At 73.2% G+C, this 19,168-nt stretch carries 9 protein-coding genes; 2 read left to right on the forward strand and 7 right to left on the reverse strand.

Features of this window, described 5'->3' with window-relative positions:
• Positions 1–18 precede the first annotated feature (18 nt).
• Complete coding sequence (locus GA0070618_RS22340) at positions 19–2,889, reverse strand: AAA family ATPase (protein ID WP_088983368.1); 2,871 nt, start codon at positions 2,887–2,889, stop codon at positions 19–21.
• A 169-nt stretch (positions 2,890–3,058) separates the two neighbouring features.
• Between GA0070618_RS22340 and GA0070618_RS22345 the strand changes: the two genes are divergently transcribed.
• Together GA0070618_RS22345 and GA0070618_RS22350 are read left to right on the forward strand one after the other, a co-directional pair.
• Positions 3,059–3,235: a hypothetical protein gene (locus tag GA0070618_RS22345; RefSeq protein WP_157748981.1), complete on the forward strand. Its 177-nt coding sequence runs from the start codon at positions 3,059–3,061 to the stop codon at positions 3,233–3,235.
• Entirely contained in the window at positions 3,232–4,668 is a 1,437-nt protein-coding gene (locus GA0070618_RS22350) for a glycosyltransferase family protein (RefSeq protein ID WP_143740411.1), read from the forward strand. Before GA0070618_RS22345 ends, GA0070618_RS22350 begins: the two co-directional genes overlap by 4 nt.
• A gap of 169 nt (positions 4,669–4,837) precedes the next feature.
• Here GA0070618_RS22350 and GA0070618_RS22355 read toward each other — a convergent pair whose 3' ends face one another.
• The 6 genes from GA0070618_RS22355 to GA0070618_RS22380 are packed head-to-tail and all read right to left on the reverse strand — an operon-like array spanning position 4,838 to position 19,047.
• On the reverse strand, positions 4,838–6,709 hold the full coding sequence (locus tag GA0070618_RS22355; protein ID WP_157748982.1) for a hypothetical protein: 1,872 nt from the start codon (positions 6,707–6,709) through the stop codon (positions 4,838–4,840).
• On the reverse strand, positions 6,702–11,159 hold the full coding sequence (locus GA0070618_RS35230) for a DUF6603 domain-containing protein (RefSeq protein ID WP_088983372.1): 4,458 nt from the start codon (positions 11,157–11,159) through the stop codon (positions 6,702–6,704). Before GA0070618_RS35230 ends, GA0070618_RS22355 begins: the two co-directional genes overlap by 8 nt.
• Positions 11,156–12,508: a ComEC/Rec2 family competence protein gene (locus GA0070618_RS22365; RefSeq protein ID WP_088983373.1), complete on the reverse strand. Its 1,353-nt coding sequence runs from the start codon at positions 12,506–12,508 to the stop codon at positions 11,156–11,158. Before GA0070618_RS22365 ends, GA0070618_RS35230 begins: the two co-directional genes overlap by 4 nt.
• A gap of 10 nt (positions 12,509–12,518) precedes the next feature.
• On the reverse strand, positions 12,519–15,152 hold the full coding sequence (locus tag GA0070618_RS22370; RefSeq protein WP_088983374.1) for a LamG domain-containing protein: 2,634 nt from the start codon (positions 15,150–15,152) through the stop codon (positions 12,519–12,521).
• Positions 15,149–15,367, reverse strand: a complete 219-nt coding sequence (locus GA0070618_RS22375) for a hypothetical protein (RefSeq protein WP_088983375.1) — start codon at positions 15,365–15,367, stop codon at positions 15,149–15,151. Before GA0070618_RS22375 ends, GA0070618_RS22370 begins: the two co-directional genes overlap by 4 nt.
• A 41-nt stretch (positions 15,368–15,408) precedes the next feature.
• On the reverse strand, positions 15,409–19,047 hold the full coding sequence (locus GA0070618_RS22380; protein ID WP_157748983.1) for a hypothetical protein: 3,639 nt from the start codon (positions 19,045–19,047) through the stop codon (positions 15,409–15,411).
• Positions 19,048–19,168: the final 121 nt, after the last annotated feature.

The raw sequence follows: 19,168 nt of genomic DNA on the forward strand, positions 1-19,168 counted from the left end.
GCACCGGAGTCCTGGCGATCACAGATACTGGCCGATCGCGGGCGGCTTGTCCTGGTCGCCGAACTCGGTCGGCAGATCCTCCGCCAGCAGCTTTCGAACGACCTCCGCTGGCGCGTCGGTCAGCTCGATGATCCGTGCTGCCTGTTTGGCGATGGTCGCCTCCAGCAGGTTGCGCACCGTACGGCCGTTGCCGAACGACGGCCCTCGGGAGAGGCGGACCAGTGTCGTGCGCACCCGGTCCCGTACGTTGTCAGCGAGTTGGTAGCCGGCGTCGTCGGCGAGGACGGTGAAGATCTGCACCAGTTCGTCGAGGTCGTAGTCGGGAAATTCGAGGATCTTCGGAAAACGGGAGGCCAGACCGCTGTTCGCGTCGAGGAACCGCCGCATCTCACGGTCGTAGCCGGCCGCGATCACCACCAGGTCGTCGCGATGGTCCTCCATCAGCTTGAGCAGCGTGGCGATCGCCTCGTGACCGTAGTCCCTCGGCGAGTCGGACATCGACAACGAGTACGCCTCGTCGATGAAGAGCACGCCGCCGAGTGCCCGCTCGAACGCCGCCTGGACGCGCGGACCGGTCTGCCCGATGTACTGGCCGATCAGGTCTGCCCTGGTGACCTCGACCAGATGACCGGAGCCAAGCAGCCCGAGGTCGGCGTAGATCCGGGCGATCATCCGAGCCACCGTGGTCTTCGCGGTGCCCGGGTTGCCGACGAACACCATGTGCCGGGATCCTCCGCCCACCACGAGCCCGGCCCGGGTCCGCAGGCTCTCCGCCCGAGCCTCCGCGACCAGCAGTCGCACCTGCGCCTTGACGTCGGGTAGCCCGATGAGCGCGTCCAGTTCCGCCATCGGGTCGCCTTTGCGGGCGGGGGCGAGCACGATGGACGCCGGTGCCGTGATGTCCTCCACCAACAGCTCGGCCAGCTGCTCGACCGTGGGTGTGGCCGACTGGCTGATCCGCAGCGCCTGGTGCGACGCCGACTCGTCGACGAGGTTGCGGATCACCCAGGCATTGTCGAAGCCGGCGGCGCGTGGCATGCGCGTGACCAGGTTCCGGACCCGGTCGAGCACGCCGTCGGCGGGCGTGAACCCTGACGCGTTGGCCTCCAGCTCGAAGAGCCGCACCAACTCGTCGTTCGTGAAGTCGACGAAGTTGAAGGTGTTCGGGAACCGCGCCGCCAGGCCGGCCTCGCTGGACAGGAATTCCGCGACATCCTTGGGATGACCGGCGATGATGACCACCAGATCCTCGCGGTGCTCCTCGATCAACCTGGTCAGCGTGGCGACAGCCTCGCGCGAGGCAGAGCTCTCCTGCACCGGCCGGCCGACGTTGATCATCAAGATGCCACCGAGTGCGTTGAGTACGGCAGCGGTCACCTTGGCGCCGTTGAGCAGCTCCGCCCGGGCCACCTCGACCAGGTGGCCGGAGGCCAGTACGCCGTACGTGGCATAGATCTGGCCGATGATCGTGGCGATGGTGGTCTTGCCGGTGCCCGGGTTTCCCGCGAACACCATGTGCCGCCGGTTGCGGGCTGGCGGCAGCCCGGACTCGCGGCGTAACGCCTCGACCCTGGCCTCGGCGCTCAGCCGGACGACGCGTTGCTTGACGGGGGACAACCCGACCATGTCATCGAGGAGGCGTACGGCAACCTGCTCCGCGTGATCGCTCGGGGCACCGCCGGGCCGGGCCGGCCGGGGTAGGGCGGGGGCGGGCCGCGCTGGTCGCGGAGCATCGGCGAGGGCGGACACGAGCGGGTTGATGACGGCGGGCCGTGGCTGGCCGAGCGTTCGCAGGCCACGCAGGAATCTCAGGGAGAAGAAGAGCCCGCTCGTCACGTCCTTGTGCGGGTCCGGCCAGCCGTTCAGCGCGGTGGCGCAGCTCCACTCCAGTCCCACCCAGATGCGCGCGGTCTCCGCCTCGCCCGCGATGATCGCGCGGTCCAGCCACGCGAATACGCCCTTGTACCAGGCCTCGTAGTCGAAGCTGGGCTTGAGCATCTGGAACGCGCGGAGGATGGCGTGGTAACCGTCCTGGCCCAGCCCGGTCGTGGCGATGACCGCGGGCACCGGCTTGCCGAGCTTCAGCAGCATGGCGGCGACCAGCTCGTCGAAGCTGCCGGCCTCGGCGCCCACGGTGTCCACCAACCGCTGGTGGGTGGCGTGGAGGCCGGTCAGGGTCCAGGAAAGGTAGTCGGCCGGCCCGGCGTAGTCGGGCAGGGCGGCGCGCTCCGCGTCACCGAGTAGGGCTGATCGCCACTGGCCGGCGAGGTGCTGCCTCGACCCCGTCCGGTGCTGTTCAAGCAGCGCGGGATCCTCCGCTATCCGGGCGTACAGCGCGGCCAGTGCGTGCCCGCGCTCCGCGAACGGTGGCGCCTCGACGAGAACCTCGAGGCAGTCGCGGTAGTAGCGGATGATGCGGTCCCGGCGCTCCGGGCTGTCGGAGTCCGCGAAGAGGCGTCCGGGCGGGGACGGAACGACCTGGGTCTGCCAGGTCGCCTCCGGGTCCGTCGTCGGAGTGAGTGGCGCCTGCAGGTGCTCGGCAACCAGGAGGTCACCGAGCCGCCACAGCGAGCCCGACGCACTCGTGGACGCGCCGAGCGTGCCCTGCGCCAGCCACTTCACCTCCTCGACCGCCATCGACGTGCCGGGTTTGAGTCGTGCGGCCCGGGCGGGGAGGTCGGTGAGTCCTTCGCGCGAGGCGATGGCCATCAGTCGTGCGCGGGTGTCCTCGAGCCACCCCTTGGGCGGCACCCATGGTCTGGTCGGCCCGAACACGTTGAGGTGCGGCGATCCGGTCAGCAACGGCACCAGATCGTCAGGCAGATCGATCCGGCCGCTGGTCGGCCGCGAGGCGACCGGGGTGGGACCGGCCGGGGGCCAGGCGCTCATGCCTGAACTCTAAGTCTGACCACCGACACTCTTCCGTCGACGCCGAAGGCGTCCGCCACGTGTCGGTGACGTTCCGGAGGGGCGTGTTGGTGGGATGGGCAGGCTTCGCAGGCCACAATGGATCGCGCGCACTGCGTACTTGTCGGTGAAGTGGGGTACCGAGACTCCGGTGAATGCCCTATACGCACTGGCACGCCGACATGTCCGGCTCAGTCACCTCTGTGTCGCCCCGGCCTGGTGCGGCAGCGCCCGGCTCTTCGTCGAGCACATCAGCGAACGCCACCACCTCCGTCTCGGCAACCCGGCCTTCAACAACCAGTACCTGGCGTCGGGAGGGCCGCGATGAGGATGGCCCTGGTGTGTGGCGACGGGTTGCCGGTCAGCGGCTTGTTGACGGTCTTCCGTAACGTGGTCGACCTGGCCGGCGCGGCCGGACTCTTGTCCACGCCGATCCCGGCCGACCTCGGCTACTCCTGGCGGCCGGACAAGCCGGCGTTCTATCCACGTGGCGCAGCCTCCACGGCCAGCCCGCCCTGGCTGGACGTCACGGACGCCACCCCGCTCGGCGACGGCGCCGGGGTGGCCGAGGAACTGACCGCCATCCGCGTCGCGGTGGCTGCCCCTGAGCAGCTCTCGACCGCCGAGCGCGCACGGCTGCGGGACCGGATCGACGTCCTCGCCGGCCCTTACGAGCGGCACTTCCTGGACTGGTGGGAGCGGCACGACGTGGACTGGGTATGCGCGGTCAACATGACCCTGTCCGACGCGGTACCGGTCACCCTGGCCCTCCACCGGGCCGCCGAGCGCAGGTGGGGGACGGGACGGCCGGGCGGAGTCCTGTTCTGGGACCATGACCTCTTCGCCAGTTACGCCGTTCACGAGGGCTCTTCCCGGGTCTATCCGCGGGTGCCGAACGAGTTCACTCCGGTACCGAACGACCCGCGCCTGCACCGGTGGGCTGTCGTGTCGCCGGCCCTGGTCGAGGAGGGCGCTGGTTATCCGACCGGCCTGCGTCCGGAACTGGTGCCGAACGTACTACCCATGGTGCCGGCCGAGACGAGCACTCGGCATCGCGAGTTTCTGGCCCAGCACGGACTGGCCGACGGCCGTCCGGTGGTGCTGTGCCCGGTGCGGATGTTCCGGGTCAAGGGGGTGGAGGTCGCGGTACGGCTGCTGGCCGCCGTGCGGGACGTCTGCGTCGGACGCGACGAACCCGTCCCGTACCTGTTGGTCTTCGGCAGCCTGGGCGAGGACCCCGAGTACACCGAGGAGGTGATGGCCGCAGTTGCGGCGGAAGGGGTCGGCGACGACGTCCGGTTCCTCGACGGTGTTCCGCTGACGAGCGGGCGCGGCCAGGACGGGCGGTGGCTGCTGGACGAGGCGGACCTGCTGCGGGTGTGTGCCGACAGTCAGGGCGGGGTGTTCTTCACCCCGAACCGTCCCGACGTGGAGAGCGTCGGTCTCGGCCCGGCCCTGGCCGCCCTGGTGGACGTGCCGTGCGCGTCCACCACGTACGACGCCCGCGACGAGGTCTACGGAAGCGACTTCGTGCAAATCCGGGTGGATCCGCGGGCGCCCGCCGCGAGTGCTGCCGAATTCGCGGACTACCTCGCGGCCGGCCGGCGGGCAGACCCTGCTGTCCGGCTGAGACTGGCCGGCAATCGCATCTCCGTGCGTGAACGGTTCCCCGACGGCCCCTGGCGGAACCTGCTCGACCAGATGGCTCATGCGGTTACGGCCGGTCGACGGGCTCCGTCGGCGACAGCTACGACGCCCTGATGGAGCACCTTCGCACCTGACTGTCGTGTTCGTCGCCCCGGCCGGGCCCCGCGGTACGTGGGCGGGGGATCGGCCCGGAACCCGGCGCCCCTGACCGGCACTGCCGTAGGACCACCACCCCGCTGCGGGGACACCGCCCTACCCCCGCAGCGAGGCCCCCGGTCGTCGGTCAGGGTCGCAGGAAGGTGACCCGTTCGGCGGTCTCGGTGAGCTGGAGGGCCAGGTCCCCCGAGTCCACCTCGGCCGCCGGCACCCCCAGGGACCCGGCGATCGCGGCGGCCAACCCGGTCGGGGAGACCGTCCCCCGGGGCCCCAGGGGCAGGGGCCCGACCGGGTCGGGAACCCGCTCCGAGCCCCCCGGGGCCCGCAGGGTCTTACCGAAGCTGCCGGGGGAACCCAGCTCCACCGCCAGGTGCTGGGCCTCCGGGGGCTGGTGCAGGTCCAGCCGGGCCAACTCTCCCTCGAAGAGGCAGAGCAGCACCTCCGGGCTCAGCCGGCGGGTCACCCAGGGGGTCAGATGCCCGGTGCCGGCCCGGTCGGCGTACCCGTCGACGAGCAGCCCCGGGTAGCCCGACACCACCTGGGACCGGATCAGGGCCCCGGTGAGGGTGGGGAACTCCACCGGCAGGGGGGAGGCGGCGTCCCGAGCCTCGTCGGCGGGGCCCAGCCGACCCACGCTGGCCGCCCCGTCGACCAGGTGCCGGACCCAGCCCTGGTCCACCCCGAGGAACCGGATCGACTCGGCCGGCAGCAGTCCCTCGTCCGGCACCAGGTAGCCGAAGGGCACCCCCTCGAACCGGGTCAGCCCGGTCAGCCAGTCCCGCAACCCCGCCGGGAGGGAGTCGTCGATCGGGGCCACCGCCAGGGGGTACCCGGCGTCGAGGTTGCCGCTGACCGAGCGCGAGTGCGACCGGCTGGACCTGCTGCGGGCGGCGCGCTGGACCCGGGTGGCCTGCTGGTCCCGGCGGCGACGCCACCCGTACAGGCCGGTGGCGGTGTCCCCACTGCCCAGGGCCAGCAGCCGGCCGAGCTGCCAGGCGGCGGCGTACCCCAGGTCGAACATGCCCAGCTCCGCGTCGAACCGCAGCAGGGCGTCCCCGGTCCGTACCGGGGCCACCGGCCCCGCATCCGTCGGGCCGGGCACCAGGGGCCCCCGGTACCAGCCGATGCTGCTCCCGCCCTGCCGGAGCCGGTGCCGGGCCGGCACGAACCCCTGATCGAGGTACCGGTCGGCGGCGGGCTGCCCGCTAGGGGGAAGCCGGAGGGTGGCCCCTTCCTCGGCGAGGTCCCGGACCAGGGTGGCGAAGGTGTGGTCGGCGCTCACCGAGGCGAACTGCCAGCTCGTCAGGCTGACCAGCCGGACGGTGTCCCCGACCGGGGCGGGTCCCCGGTCGAGCACCCAGGACCCGTCGGTGGCCGGGGTGAACCGGTGCTCCAGGGAGACCAGGTGCACCACGCTGGTCATCCCGGCCGGCGGCAGCCGGGTGCCGACCACCACCGCCGCGTCGGCCGGGTCGTCCCCCTCGGCCCGGACGTGGGCCAGCAGGGGCAGGTCGGCGTAGCCGGGCAGCAGGTCGGCGAGGAGAGCGGCCGGGACGTCGATGACGGTGACCGGATCCTGCGCCGACTCGTGGGACTCGGCGGCGACGGCGGCCGGGGGCAGCCAGGGCCCCGCCGCCACCTGTCCCAGGGGCACCGTCGCGACGGGAGGCGCCTCCTGCTCGGTGAAGAGCAGCAGGGCCAGCCAGGGCGGGGTCTGCGGCCCGGCTCCCCCCGGGCTGCGTTCCCAGGGCAGGGTGGCGCGCTCCAGCACGATGTGCGGCAGCACGGTGGCGTGGTCCCCGACGCTCCCCTCGGGCGGGAAGACCGACCGGACGAGGGAGGGGGCCAGGCCGAACCGGTCCCCGGCGACGGTGAACCGGCGGGTCGTGGTGAAGTCCACCGGTTCCAGACTGACCCGCTGGGAGAGGGTGACCTGGTAGTCGCCGGCGGCCAGCACCGGGCGGTGCTCGTGGCGGAAGGTCACCTGGGACTCAGACATGGGCTGCCACCTGGGGGATCGCGTGGAACTGGGTGGTGTCGAAGCCGGCGGGGTCGACGACCGCCGAGGGGAGCAGGGCGGCGGCGACCGCGCTGCGGGTGGCGGCGACCCCCGGGTCGGCCATCGCCGTCCGGATCGTGGTCGCCCGCGCCGCCGGCCCGTCCGGTACGACCGACCGCCGGGGCGGAGGGGCCAGCGTGATCACCTCCCGGGTGTACAGGGGGGTGTCGGCCTGGAGGGCGGACCGGTCCACCCAGACCGCCCGGGCCGGGGCGGGCGGGCGGGGGCGCAGCTCGTACCCGGTGACCAGGTCCTCCACCAGGGCCGGGTCGGTGACCTGGGGGGTGAGCCGGCCACCCCACAGGGCGAAGGGCAGCCCCCGGCAAACCGGGGTGTAGTCGAACCGGTCCTCGACCGGCATCCCCTCGTGGGTGACCACGATCCGGTGGACGGCGGTGACGGCGCCGGGGGCCAGGTCGACCGGGCCGATCCCGAACGCGGTCCGGCCCCCGCCGGTGGGCAGGGCCACCTCCCGCTCCGGGGTGCCCCGGACCGCCCCGCTGGCCGGGATGGCGCTGGTGGTCGACACGACCAGGGTGGCCGGGTCGGCGACCCCCAGCTCCTCGGGGGCGGCCCCGGGGGCGGTGCGGTGGGTCTCGGCCCGTACGGACAGGCCGAGGATCCGGTCCCGGGGCGGCAGCAGGGTGTCCCGGAACCGGTCCCAGCTCACCGGTTCCGGCTTCGCCCCGCCGTTCGAGCCGAAGGAGATGCGCACCGTGACGATGTCCAGGTCGATGGCGGCGGTACCGCCGAAGTCCGGGCCCCACAACTGGACGTCCGCGCCGACCTGCACGTTGAGGGTGTGGGTGCCGAAGAGGCTGAAGGTGTACGACACCCCGATGCTGACGTGCAGGGACGCCTCGTAGTGGTACGGCTGCCAGGAGATGAGGAAGTCCATCGAGGCGTCGAACCCCGCCCGCAGGGAGTCGTCCTGCCACAGGGCGGTGAGCCGGCCCCCGGCCATCAGCGCGGTGGGGGTCAGCGCGAAGTACCCGGCCCCGGCGATGCTGAACTGCTTCGTGATCTGCCAGGCGAAGCCGAGCCGGGGCACCGTCGGGTAGTGGGCGGGCACCGGGAACTGGGGGTGGTAGCCCCCGGCGGTGAGGGCGAAGTCCCCGGTGTGCTCCCCGGTGAACCAGGTGGCGAAGGCGAACCCTCCGGTCAGGTGGCAGTCCGGGGAGAGCAGGTACGAGGCCCGGGTGAGCTGGGCCTCCACCGCCAGGTACCCGTCCTCGGGGACCAGGGTGGCCTTGATGGCGAGCTGGATCTGGGCGACCGGTTTGACCGGCCCCGCCCCCGCGTCCGGTGCGGGCAGCACCACCGTGGCCAGCCCCAGCACGTCCAGCTCGAACCGGTGCCCGAAGGCGGCGGCGACCAGAAGGAAGGCGTCCACCATCTCGAAGGAGTTGACCCGCAGTCCCACGGCGAGGAAATAGTCCCCGACCGAGGGCGGCAGGTAGTCGGCGAGGATCCGCAGCTCGTCGGCGAGGGTGGTGCCCGGGGGCGGCCCGGTGACCGCGTCGGCCACCAGGGGGAAGGTCGCCACCTGGTCGATGGCGGGGGCCACGAACCGCCGGTTGTACCCGAACCCGCCCGCCAGCCCCCGTAGCGACAGGGCGGGCGGACCGGCGTGCAGGCCGTTGAGGTAGGCGTAGGCGAACAGGGAGGGCCCGGCGGGGAGCTGGACGTAGGCGCCGAGGGCGCCGATGGAGAAGGACGGGGTCCGGACGCTCAGCCCCCCGCTGTACGCGGTGTAGCTGGCCCCCTCGTACTCGATGGTGTCCTTGCGCAGCGCCCCGTCGATGCGTAGCGGGACGGTGTCGTAGGCCAGCCCGATCCCGGCCAGGTCGAAGGTGGGCATCGAGAGGGGGTCGGTGGTGGAGACCCCGATGGCCAGGCCGCTCAGGGAGAGGGTCAGCCCGGCCACGGTCACCGAGGCGTCCAGCAGCAGGGCGACCCGGGACTCCCGGCCGGGGGACTGCCGGAAGGCCAGGCCGACCCGGGAGATGTGCAGGGGCCCGAAGGAACGTTGGACGGTGAGCCAGGTGGCGTCGTCGCCGGTCCGGACCGGCGCGGGGCCGCCGCTGGCCGGCGCCGGGGTCACCCCCGGCGGGCCGCCGACCGGTACCGCCAGGGCCTGGGTGAAGGGCCCGAGCAGCAGGGTGGCGTCCACGGTGAACCCGGCGGCCAGGCCCCCGGTGGGCAGGGTGGTGCCGGCCGGGAGCAGGGCGGCCAGGGCGGTGGCCTCGGCCGCCGGCAGGGCGGTGGTGGCGGCGAGCAGCCGCAGGGGGTCCACCCCCATCGTGGTGCCCCGCAGGTGGTCCCCGACCACCGGGAGCCGGCCCAGGTCCAGGGTGGCGGCGACCTCCACCCCGAAGAGGTAGCCGGTGCGGGTGCCGTTGCCGGTGAGGGCGAACAGGGCCTGGCGCAGGTCCAGCCGGATCCCCTCTGGCACGTACGCGGCGGCGCTGGGGGAGATCGCCCCCACCAGGGCCTTCAGCTCGGGTACCGGGTCCTCGGGCAGGTGCCGGTAGGAGGCGGCGAAGCGGCGGGCGGTCGGGTCCTGGGCGAAGTGCAGCTCCAGGGCGGGGTGGAAGGTTCCTCCCTGCACCGGTACGACCAGGTCCAGGGTCCCGGCAACGGAGCGTCGGGCGGTGTCCACGGCCAGGGTGAGGGCCACCTCGGTGCCGTCGACCGGGAACCGGGCCCGCCCGGTGAGGAAGAGCCGCCCGGCCCCGGTGGAGACCTCGGCGGCCAGGTTGTCCACGGTGGACTCGGCCAACGGGGCCGGCAGGGCGAGCCCCCCGAACCGGTCGGCCAGGTCGGCGAAGAGGTGCCCGACGGGGATCTGCTGCCCGGGGGCGGTCTCCCCGGCGAACTCCCAGTGCCGGTCGGGGGCCGGGTCGTAGGCGGCCCGGAGCACCACCCCGACCCCGCCCAGCACCAGCCCCGCCCGGGCGTGGAAGGTGGTGCCGGTGGAGTCGTGCAGCAGGTCGAAGCCGACCTGGGTGACGGTGACCTGCTCGGTGATCTGCCAGGCGCCGTCGAGGACGATCTCCCCGTCGAAGGCGGCGGGCACGGTGGCCGAGGGCACCACCGCCCCGGCCTGGAACCGGGTGACCGTCAGGTCCGGGACGTGGTCGGGCTCGACGCCGGTGAAGTGCCGGTAGATCTCCCGGATGCGCAGGGGCGGGTCGTCGGTGCGCAGCCCCCCGCCGATCCGCCGGGTGTCCGAGTCGGCGACCAGCTCCAGGGTGCCGTCCGCACCGATCCCGAACAGGCCGCTGACCAGGACCGACACCTGGGCGGCAGGGCCGGGGGCGGTCACCCGGACGGTCAGGTCGATCTGCTGGAGGGTGAGCAGCCCGGGGATCACCTCCCACTCCGCCTCGGTGTACAGGGTCATGGTCAGGTACTCGACCGGATTGGCGGCGGTGGGGTCCACCGCGAGGGTCACCGCGCCCAGGGTGATCCCGGCCCCCGGGTCGATGCCGAAGGGCACCGGCAGGGTCGCCAGCCCGACCAGGCCGGCGATGTCGGTCAGGGTCAACGGGCCCAGCTTGCGGAAGTCGGCGGTGAGGACCAGCTCCTCGCTCCAGGAGGCGAGCCGGGCGTCGATGGTGATCTCGTGGTCCTCGGTGAGCGCGGTCAGGCTCCCCGCCGACACCGGGATGCCCGCCGCGATGACCAGGGCCCCCCGGACCTGGTGGTCGAGGGTGTTGTAGTTCAGGTCGGGCAGACCGAACAGCCCGTACCGCAGGTTGGTGAGGGTGAACAGGCCCAGGTCGAGGCTGGCCTCCGCCGGTCCGTACAGGGCCACGCTCGGCACCAGGGGGGTGGCCGGGGTGAGCTCGGGCGGGGCGAGGGAGTTCATGGTGATCTCCCCGGAGAGGGGGTGGCTCTCCCCGGGGAAGAGCAGCCCGACCAGCTCCATCCCGGGCCGGATCAGCAGGTTCCCCTCGAAGGTCATCGGAGTGGCGGTCGGGACAGGGGGCTCCCCGCTCTCCGCGATCAGGTCGGTGTCCAGTCGCAGGACGGTCCCGCCGAACCGGAGGGTGTCCAGCAGGGTCCCGCGCAGGGGCGGGAAGGCCTCGGCCAGGGACCAGTCGGTGCCCGGACGGACGGTCACCTCCACCCGGCTGACGGTGTCGCCGGTCAGGGTGAACCGGAGGGTCACCTCGGCTCGGTCGAAGGGGGCCCCGGAGCCGGTGCCGACGACGGTGACCGGGCCGGGGGCGGGGGAGCGGGTGCAGCCGGTCAGCAGCAGCCGGCCGGTGGGCAGGAACCGACCCAGGTAGGCGGCGGTCGATGGGTCCAGGGCGGCGACCGGCAGGTCGAGCCGGCCGGTGGGCACCCCGGCCAGCAGGGTCTCCAGCGCCTCGGGGGTCATGCCCGCTCCCAGGTGATGTCGAGGTCACCGTGGGAACCGGTGATGTAGACCGGGGCCTTGAAGGGGAACTGGACAGACTTGGCGGGCTCGTAGTTCTCGGAGTCCCAGGCCCAGCCGGAGTGGGGCGGCTTCTTCTCCCGGCCGCTGTCGACGAACCGTTTGACATACCGCTCGACCACCGTCTTGGAGGGCAGGTGGTGGCTGGACACCCCCTCCTTCCCGGCGCTGATCAGGGCCTTCTCCTTGGGGTCCAGCAGTTTCACGAACTCCGCGGAGGAGGAGGTGTTGTTGCTGCCGTGGTGGGCGACGTGGACGATGTCGACACCCGCCAGCCGGATCCGGTTCTGGGCGGCGTACTTCCCCCGGGTCATCAGAAAGTGCTCGGTGCTGCGGGTGGCGTCCCCGCAGAGCAGCAGCTTCTTGCCGAAGACCTCCACCAGGAGCACCACGCTGCCCCGGTTCTTGCCCTGGGCCGCGTCCTTGTCCTTCTTGTAGTCGTAGGCGACCCCGGCGGTCAGGATGGTCACCGTGCAGGCCGGGTCCGTCTCGGCGACGATCCGGATGCCCCCCTGGGCGTCGAGGCAGTCGATGTCGGTGGCGGTCACGGCCGCCGGTACGGCGATGCCCCCGAGGGTGATCTCCCCGGCCACCTCGCCGTCCTTGAGGGCCTTGGTGGGGTCGACCGCGTTGTGGACCACCTTGCGGACCAGGTCCTTGTTCCTGGCGTGGGACTGCACCCAGCGGTTGGCGGCACCGTAGCCGGCGAAGTCCCCGCTGTGGTAGACCCGACCCACCTCGACCCTGTTCGGCTTGTTGGCGAGCACCGTGGCGAGCTGGTTGTAGTGGTCCTCGTCGGAGTGGGTGAAGACCAGGATGTCGACGAGTTGGGCCTTCGGGGTCTTCAGGGGCTCGCCGCGTTCGTTGGTGGCCTGCACCGGGCCGAGGAACTTCGGGTCCGCCAGGCAGTCCCGCACCCGCTTGGTGTAGAGCTTCTCCTTGGTCTCCTCCATCTCCTTCGAGGTGGAGCCGCAGTCCACGAGGATCAGTCGACCCCCCGGGGTGCTCAGGGCGATGCAGTCCCCCTGCCCCATCTTGATCATGCGGGCGTAGAACTTCCGGTCACCCCGGGTGCCGGGGGTGGCCGGCGGACGCTTGCTGATCTCGTCCTCCCAGAGCTTGGACAGGGCCGCGGCCTCCTCCCGGAGCTTCGCCGCGTGGTCCTCCTCCAACTTGATCCGCTTCCGCTTGGACTCCTTGCGGTTCTTGTCGAGAATCGTCTCCCCGTCTTGCGTCATGATGCTGTAGTCGGCCGTTCTCCGCTTCCGCTTCGGAGGGGTCGGGTCGGTCATGGTGCGCTCCTCAGCTCGGGAAGGCGATCCGCCAGCGGCCCTGGCTGACCCGTTCGCCCTTGCGCCGCCAGGTGAAGACGTGCCGGCGGTCGTTGTCGAAGGGACTGAAGTCGGCGGCGTAGGCGAACTCGCCCTGCAGCACGTTGTAGAGGTCGAACTCCAGCTCCCCGGCGGCCAGCCGCAGCAGGGCCCGCAGCTCGTGGGCGCCGACGGTGACCCCGTCCACGGTCAGGGACTGGAAGGTCCCCCGGGCGGCCCGGACGTCGCTGAGCTCGTCGGAGGCGCCCTGCTTGAAGGCGAAGCCCTCGGGGCGGCCCTCGATGCGGTGCCAGAACTTGTGGGAGTGGTGGAAGCGGATGCTGGGGTGGACGTCCACCCCGTCCGGGGTCTCGGCCTGGTACAGCTCCAGGAACAGGACCCCGCCCCCACTCTGGGCCTCCCGGCGGAGCTGGAGGTGGTCGGAGCCGGCGGTGAGCGTCGACTGGCCGGCGGCGATCCGGGTACCGCTTACCTCCTCGGCCCGGAGCCGGGGGGTCGTCACGGCGCCGGCCACCAGAGCCCCGGTCGTCACGGCGCTGGCGGTCAGGGCACCGGTCGTCACGTCGGTCAGCTCGTCGGAGTTGCCCTCCTTGAACACGAAGCCCTCGGGGCGGCCCTCGATGCGGTGCCAGAACCTGTGGGAGTGGTGGAATCGGATGCTGGGAAAGACGTCCACCCCCGCCGGGGTCTGGTCCTGGAACAGCTCCAGGAACACCACGCCACCCCCGCTCTGGGCCTCCCGCCGCAGCTGCAGGTGCTCGGAGACCGCCTGCACGGTGAGCGGGGACTGGGGCGCGGTGGTGCCGATGCCGACCATGTTGCCCACCGGGTTGATTGCCAGCGGGGCGGAGCCGTGGGACTGGATCCAGGAGTACCCGGTGTCGTAGCCCAGCCGCAGGTTCGGCTGGTGGGTGGGGCCGACGATGACGCTGCCCCCGTTGGCGTCGCCGTTGTCGTCCACGATGTGCAGCCGGGCCTGCGGGGTGGCGGTGCCCAGCCCGGCGTTGCGGGCGGAGAAGACCAGGGGTGCCCGCTCCACCGCGGCGCTGAGCTGACCGTCCTGGAAACCGGGGAGGTTGCGGTAGGCCAGCACCACCGGGGCGTGGCCGGGGTCCGGCAGCCCCTGCACCTCCTCCAGGGTCAGCTCCAGGCATCCCCCGGGGGGCAGGGTCGTGTCCTGCTGGGGGATCAGCGTCCACTGGGCCCGGTCCGCCAGCATCTCCCGGTGGACCTGCCAGACCTCGGGAACCGACCCCCCGACCCGGAGGGTGACCGTGCCGGCGGTACCGGCGGTGGTCAGGGCCCAGTCCCGGGTCTCCCGGTCGCCCTGCACCTCGAAGGAGAGGACCAGCTCGGTGGGGGCGGTCCCGTCCGCCCCGGTCAGCGGCACGGGAATCTCCCGGGAGACGTTGGCCACCCGGACCCGCAGGTCACAGGGGGTCCGTCCGTCGCTGAGCACCCGGTCCCCGCCGACGAACCCCAGGTGCAGAGGGACGTCGGGCCGACCCCGGTGGTTGACGATCTCCAGCACCTGGTGCCGGGCCCCGGTCAGTTCGGTGGGCTCCCCGCTGTACCCCATGCGCCGGTAGCCCAGCTCCACCCGGCTGCCCCGGGTGCCCCCCACCCCGTCGGCCCGCAGCCCGGTCAGGGGCAGGTCGAGGGAGTGCCCGGCCGGCAGGGTCAGCTCCTCCGGTCCGCGCAGCCAGCCGGTGGACCCGGTCAGGGACAGCTCCCACCCCGGCACCTCCAGGGCCGGCCGGGAGTCGGTGGCCAGCACCCCCGGGCGGAAGGTCACCGCGAGGTGGTGGTTCTCGGGACCGGCGGGTCCGGGCGTCGACCAGAGGGCCAGGTCCTGGCGGGAGGAGTTGGTGACCCGCAGGGTGAGGGTCTGCCCCGCCGAGGCGTCGTCGATGTAGAGCACCGGCTGGTCGTCGACGTTGACCAGCTCGAAGGAGAGCGGGTGGGTACGGACGAAGGTGGCGAGCAGGGCCTCGTCGCCGGCCATGTCCCGCTGGATCTCGGCCACCGACCGGGGAGCGTCGTACACCCGCAGGTGGGCCGCGGCGAGGGGGAGGTGGGAGCTGACGGCGTTGGGGTCGCGGCCCAGGGTGAACCTCTCCCCGCTCGGCTGGGTGGGTCCCGGCATCGCGTCCTCGGCCACCACCACCCCGTCCAGCAGGATCCGGGCGGTGCTGTCCTGGCTGGTCACCGCCAGGTGGTGCCACCGGTCGAAAGTGAAGGTCCCCGGGGCGGTCTCCTGCCGGAAGGGCCCGTTGACCGTGGAGCCCTGGTATCCGATCCGACCGTCGTCGTGCAGCCAGAGCACGAAGTGGCCCCACTGGCCGAAGACGACGGCCATCGAGTTCGACGGCATCGGAGGCACCCGCACCCAGGCCATGCTGGTGATCGGCCGGGTCACGCCCGAGGTGCTGACCACCGCGTCGGAGCCCCCGGCCAGGGTGAGGCAACTGCCGAACCGGTCGTCGGCGCGGACCTGCGGGGCACCCTCGATCACCCCGGTGGCCGGGGCGGCGGGGGAGCCGGTGACCAGGGGGCCGGGGGCCAGGTCGTCGAGCTGCCAGTGCAGCAGCAGGGCGGCGCTCATGCCGGGGAGCCCGGGACGACGGGGGCGGTGGCGGCGGCGGTGCCGGGGCCGGCCGGTCGGGCGCCGGCCGGGGTCCCCTCCGGGTGGAGCTGGGCCCCGGCCTGCTGGCCGATGGCCTCGATCAGTTCGTACACACGGACGTAGGGCATCTGACCCAGGGCCTCCAGGATCGTGTTCGTCTGGTCGAGGGTGAGGGAGAGGGTGATCGGGGGCATCGCTCGCATCCTTGGTCCGGTCACGTGACCGGGGTGGTGGCTCATCGGGTGGGGGCGGTCGGGGTGGGCAGCGCGAGCCAGCCCTCCCGCAGGGTCAGGTCGGTGGGGAACCCCGGGTTCGGGGCGGGAGGATCCTCGGTCTCGGTCCAGACGGCACCCGCCCGCTCCCGCCAGGTCCACCGGCGACCCGGCTCGGTGGCGGGCAGCACCAGCCCGACCCCGGCCGCGTCGGTCAGCACCGGGGCGGCGAGGAAACCGGTCTCCAGGCGGGCCAGGGCGTCGTGGTGGTGGGCGGGGTCCAGCCGTACCGAGACGGTGGGCAGGATGCCGGTGGTGGCGTGCAGGCCCCCGGCCGGCTCCAGGAGCACCGTCAGGGTCTCCTCGGGCAGACCGAACGCGAGCCGTACCGGGGGATCGGTGCCGGCGGCGGCCATGGTGGGCACGTCGTGGTACTCGGTGCCGAGGCTGCCGTCGGGTTCGTGCCGCCAGTAGCCCAGCACCCCGTCGGTGAGCCGCCCGTACGCCCCCAGCCGGACCGGGAACCGCACCAGCGGGAAGCCGTTGGTCTCCCGGCCGGTACGCCCCAGGTCCTGCCGGAACACGTTCCAGTCCTGGTGGATCGCGGGCGGGCCGAGCAGGTCCAGCCCGAGGGTCAGGCGCAGCACCGCGATCGGTCGGCCGGTGAGCCGGGACCGGACCTGGTGGCCGCCCTCCCCCTCCTCGTCCACCGCATCCAGGGCGTCGAGCAGGGAGCCGAGCAGCTCCCCGAGCCGGTCGGCCCCGTACCCCCGCAGCCGGTCGACGACGGCCCGGAGCCCGGGGTTGGTGATCTGCTCCACGGCGGGAACGCCTCCGGTGGGGGCGGCCAGCCAACGGGCCAGCGCCGGGCGGTCCGGGTCCGGGTCGGGAAGGAGGCTGCCCAGCCACTCCCCGCCGCCGGCGTGCACCCGAAGCCCGTCGTCGAGCAGGTCGGGCAGGAGCCACCCGCAGACCGGGGAGGACTCCACCAGGCCGCTGACCGGCCGGCCCGGGTGTTCGGCGTCGAGCAGCCGCAGCCGCAGTCGGGCCGGCTGGGCTGCCCGGGGCGGCAGGGCGATCCAGCCCGGCCGGTCCGGTACCCGCAGCCGGGTGGTGGCGGCGGGCTGGTCCACCGAGAGATCGTGCCCGACCCCGAAGGAGTCCACCACCCGCAGCCGCAGCAGCCGCAGGCAGCCGGCCCGCAGCGGGTTGAAGTCGGCCAGGGGCACCGGGGCCTGCCGGTTCTGCTCCCCGACCCGGTCCCGCACCTGCTCGGCGAGGAGCTGCCCGGAGGGGAAACCGAGAGGGTCGAGGACGGGGAGCTGGCGGGTCAGCCGGCGCATCAGCAGGGCGTCGTTGAACCCGCCCAGGCTCTGGGCCAGGTTGCTCCCCTCGTGCTCGGCCAGGTGGGCGTAGGCGGCGGCGAGGGTGCCGAGCCGGGGGTCGGCGGACTGACCGGCACACCAGGCGAGCAGGGCCCCGGGGTCCCCGGTCATCTGCTCCGGGGTGAGGGGCCCCAGCCCGGCGGCCGTGCGTTCCTCGTTGTACCGGGCCAGGGGGCCGCCCGTGAGGTACCGCAGGATCCGGGCCGAGAGCAGCGGGCGGGTGGCGGTGGAGAGCACGGTGCTGCCGCTGTAGGTGACCGCCGCCCGTTCGGTGAGCCGGTGCCCGGGGCGGGCCGCCAGCTCGACCTCCCCGGGCGGGAGCCGGTAGTTGAGGCTGACCACCTCGGGGTCGTAGTTCCGGTCGGTGGGGTCGAGGTTGGTCCCGGGGGCGGCCGGCAGGAACTCCACCTCCCAGTGCAGCAGCAGGGGGTGCCAGGGCTGGCCGGTCCAGCGGCGCAGCGCCGGGTGGGGTTCGGTCAGCCCGGCGAGGACCGTGTCCAGCAGGTCACCGGCGGCGGCGACCCCCTCGGCTTCGGTCAGCGCCCCGGCTGCCCCGGGGGCCTCCACCATCAGACAGGGCAGCAGGCCCTCGGGGTGCTCGTCGTCGCTTCCGTACCGGTCCGACCCGGTGGCCTCGGCGCCGGTGAGCAGCACCACCGGCTCGTTGGGCACCTGGTACGAGTCGTCGGGGAGTTGCTGGAGCCGGTAGCCGGCCCCCGCCGGCAGCTGCGCGTTGACCCGGGCCACCACCGCCTCCACCGCCTCCCGGGTCGCCGCCAGCCGGTGGGCCAGGGTGTCGCCCCGCCCGGTCGGGGGGAACTCCCCGGTCTCGGCGAGCAGGGCGTCCAGGGCCGCCATCTCCCGTTGCAGGTAGGCGGCCGCCAGGTCCGGGTCGGGGTAGTCCGTCCGGTTCTCCGGGGGCGGGTAGGCGCAGGTCAGGTACCGGTGCCAGTCGGCGAAGAGACGCTGCCGCAGCCCGGTGGCATGGGCCTGGGCCCCGTCGTGGGCGGCCTGGGTCGCGTTCAGGGCGACCAGCAGGTCACCCAGCTCGGGCGGCAGGTCGGCCAGCTCCCGGGCGGGGGCGGCCCCCACCGGAGCGGGGCGGGCGGAGCCGGCGGTGCTGGCGGGGCCGGCGGTGTTGGCGGTGTTGGCGGCGGCGACCAGGGCCGCCGGGTCGGTGCCGGGGACGGCGTCCTGGGGCCGGACCGTCCAGCGGGTTCCGGCGGCGACCGGGGTGAAGGCGGCGGTGTGCCGGGCCTCGGCGAGCCGCTCCGGCAGGTCCAGGGTGGCGGTCTCCAGGCGGTCGGCGAAGTCGATCGCCTCCAGGAGTTGCTCCATCTCGTCGGCGCTCACCCCGGGCAGCTCCGCCCCCAGATGGGCGGCGAGGGCCTCGGTGGCGCTGTCGGCGAGGTAGACCCCGGTCTCGGTGGTCCGGGTCTCGAACAGGGACAGCTCCCCCTCCGGGGCGAGGGTCAGCCGGCCGAAGCAGACCATCCGCTCCGGGGGCGCCCCCTCGGGCCCCGCCGCCCAACCCAGCTCGTCGGCCACCCGCTGGGCCCAGGTGCCGGTGCCCGGCCGGGCCAGGGTGGCGGTCAGCTCGTCCAGGGCGGGGGAGGAGTACCAGCCGAGCAGGTCGTACCGGGTACCGGCCGGTCGCCGGGTGCCCGACTGGGGGTCGAAGAACCCGAAGATGCTGGCCGAGTTGGGGTAGAAGGCGGCGAAGGTGGGCTCCCCGTACCCGAGGGCGGTCAGCCGGGCCACCCGGTCGGTCTCCGGCCCCGGCCAGGCCCCCAGGGGCAGGACCCGCCCGAGCCGGCGCCAGGGCCGACCCGAGGGGCCCGGGGGGTCGGCGGGGGAGAGGGGGTAGGCCACCGAGGCGGACGAATCGTCGGTGAGGGCGTCGCTCTCCACCACCCACCGGGCCTGCCGGCCGTCAGGGTCGGTGCGGGTGACCAGCCACCGGTCGGGCACCCGGGGTGGCTGCGCCGCCGCCTCCCGCCCCCGGCCGAGGACGCCCTCCTGCGGGCGGTGGACCAGGCGGGTCAGTGCGTCCGGCAGGGCCCAGTGCAGGTGGATGCCGGCCTGGAGGGTGAGCTCCTCCTCGAAGGGGGCGGGGAGGATCCCATCGCTGAGGAAGGGCTGGTCGGGGTGGACGTCCCGCCCGGTGACCGGGTCACGGTACGGCAGTCGGGTGAAGTCGGCGACCGGGCCGGCGACGGTCCGCTGGGCCGGGAGCCACAGTGCGTCGATTCGGACGGGTACGGCGAGCAGACGCATGGCGGCTCTCTCTGGGGTGGACGGTCAGCGCGGCTCACCCTACAAACCGGACCGGATCTTGAGCCTCCACAAAGTCGACAGTGGACCTGCACGGTGCGCCGTAGCGCCGACGGCCCCCGAT

Origin of the sequence: Micromonospora echinospora (assembly GCF_900091495.1) — a bacterium.
In the GTDB taxonomy this organism is placed as follows: domain Bacteria; phylum Actinomycetota; class Actinomycetes; order Mycobacteriales; family Micromonosporaceae; genus Micromonospora; species Micromonospora echinospora.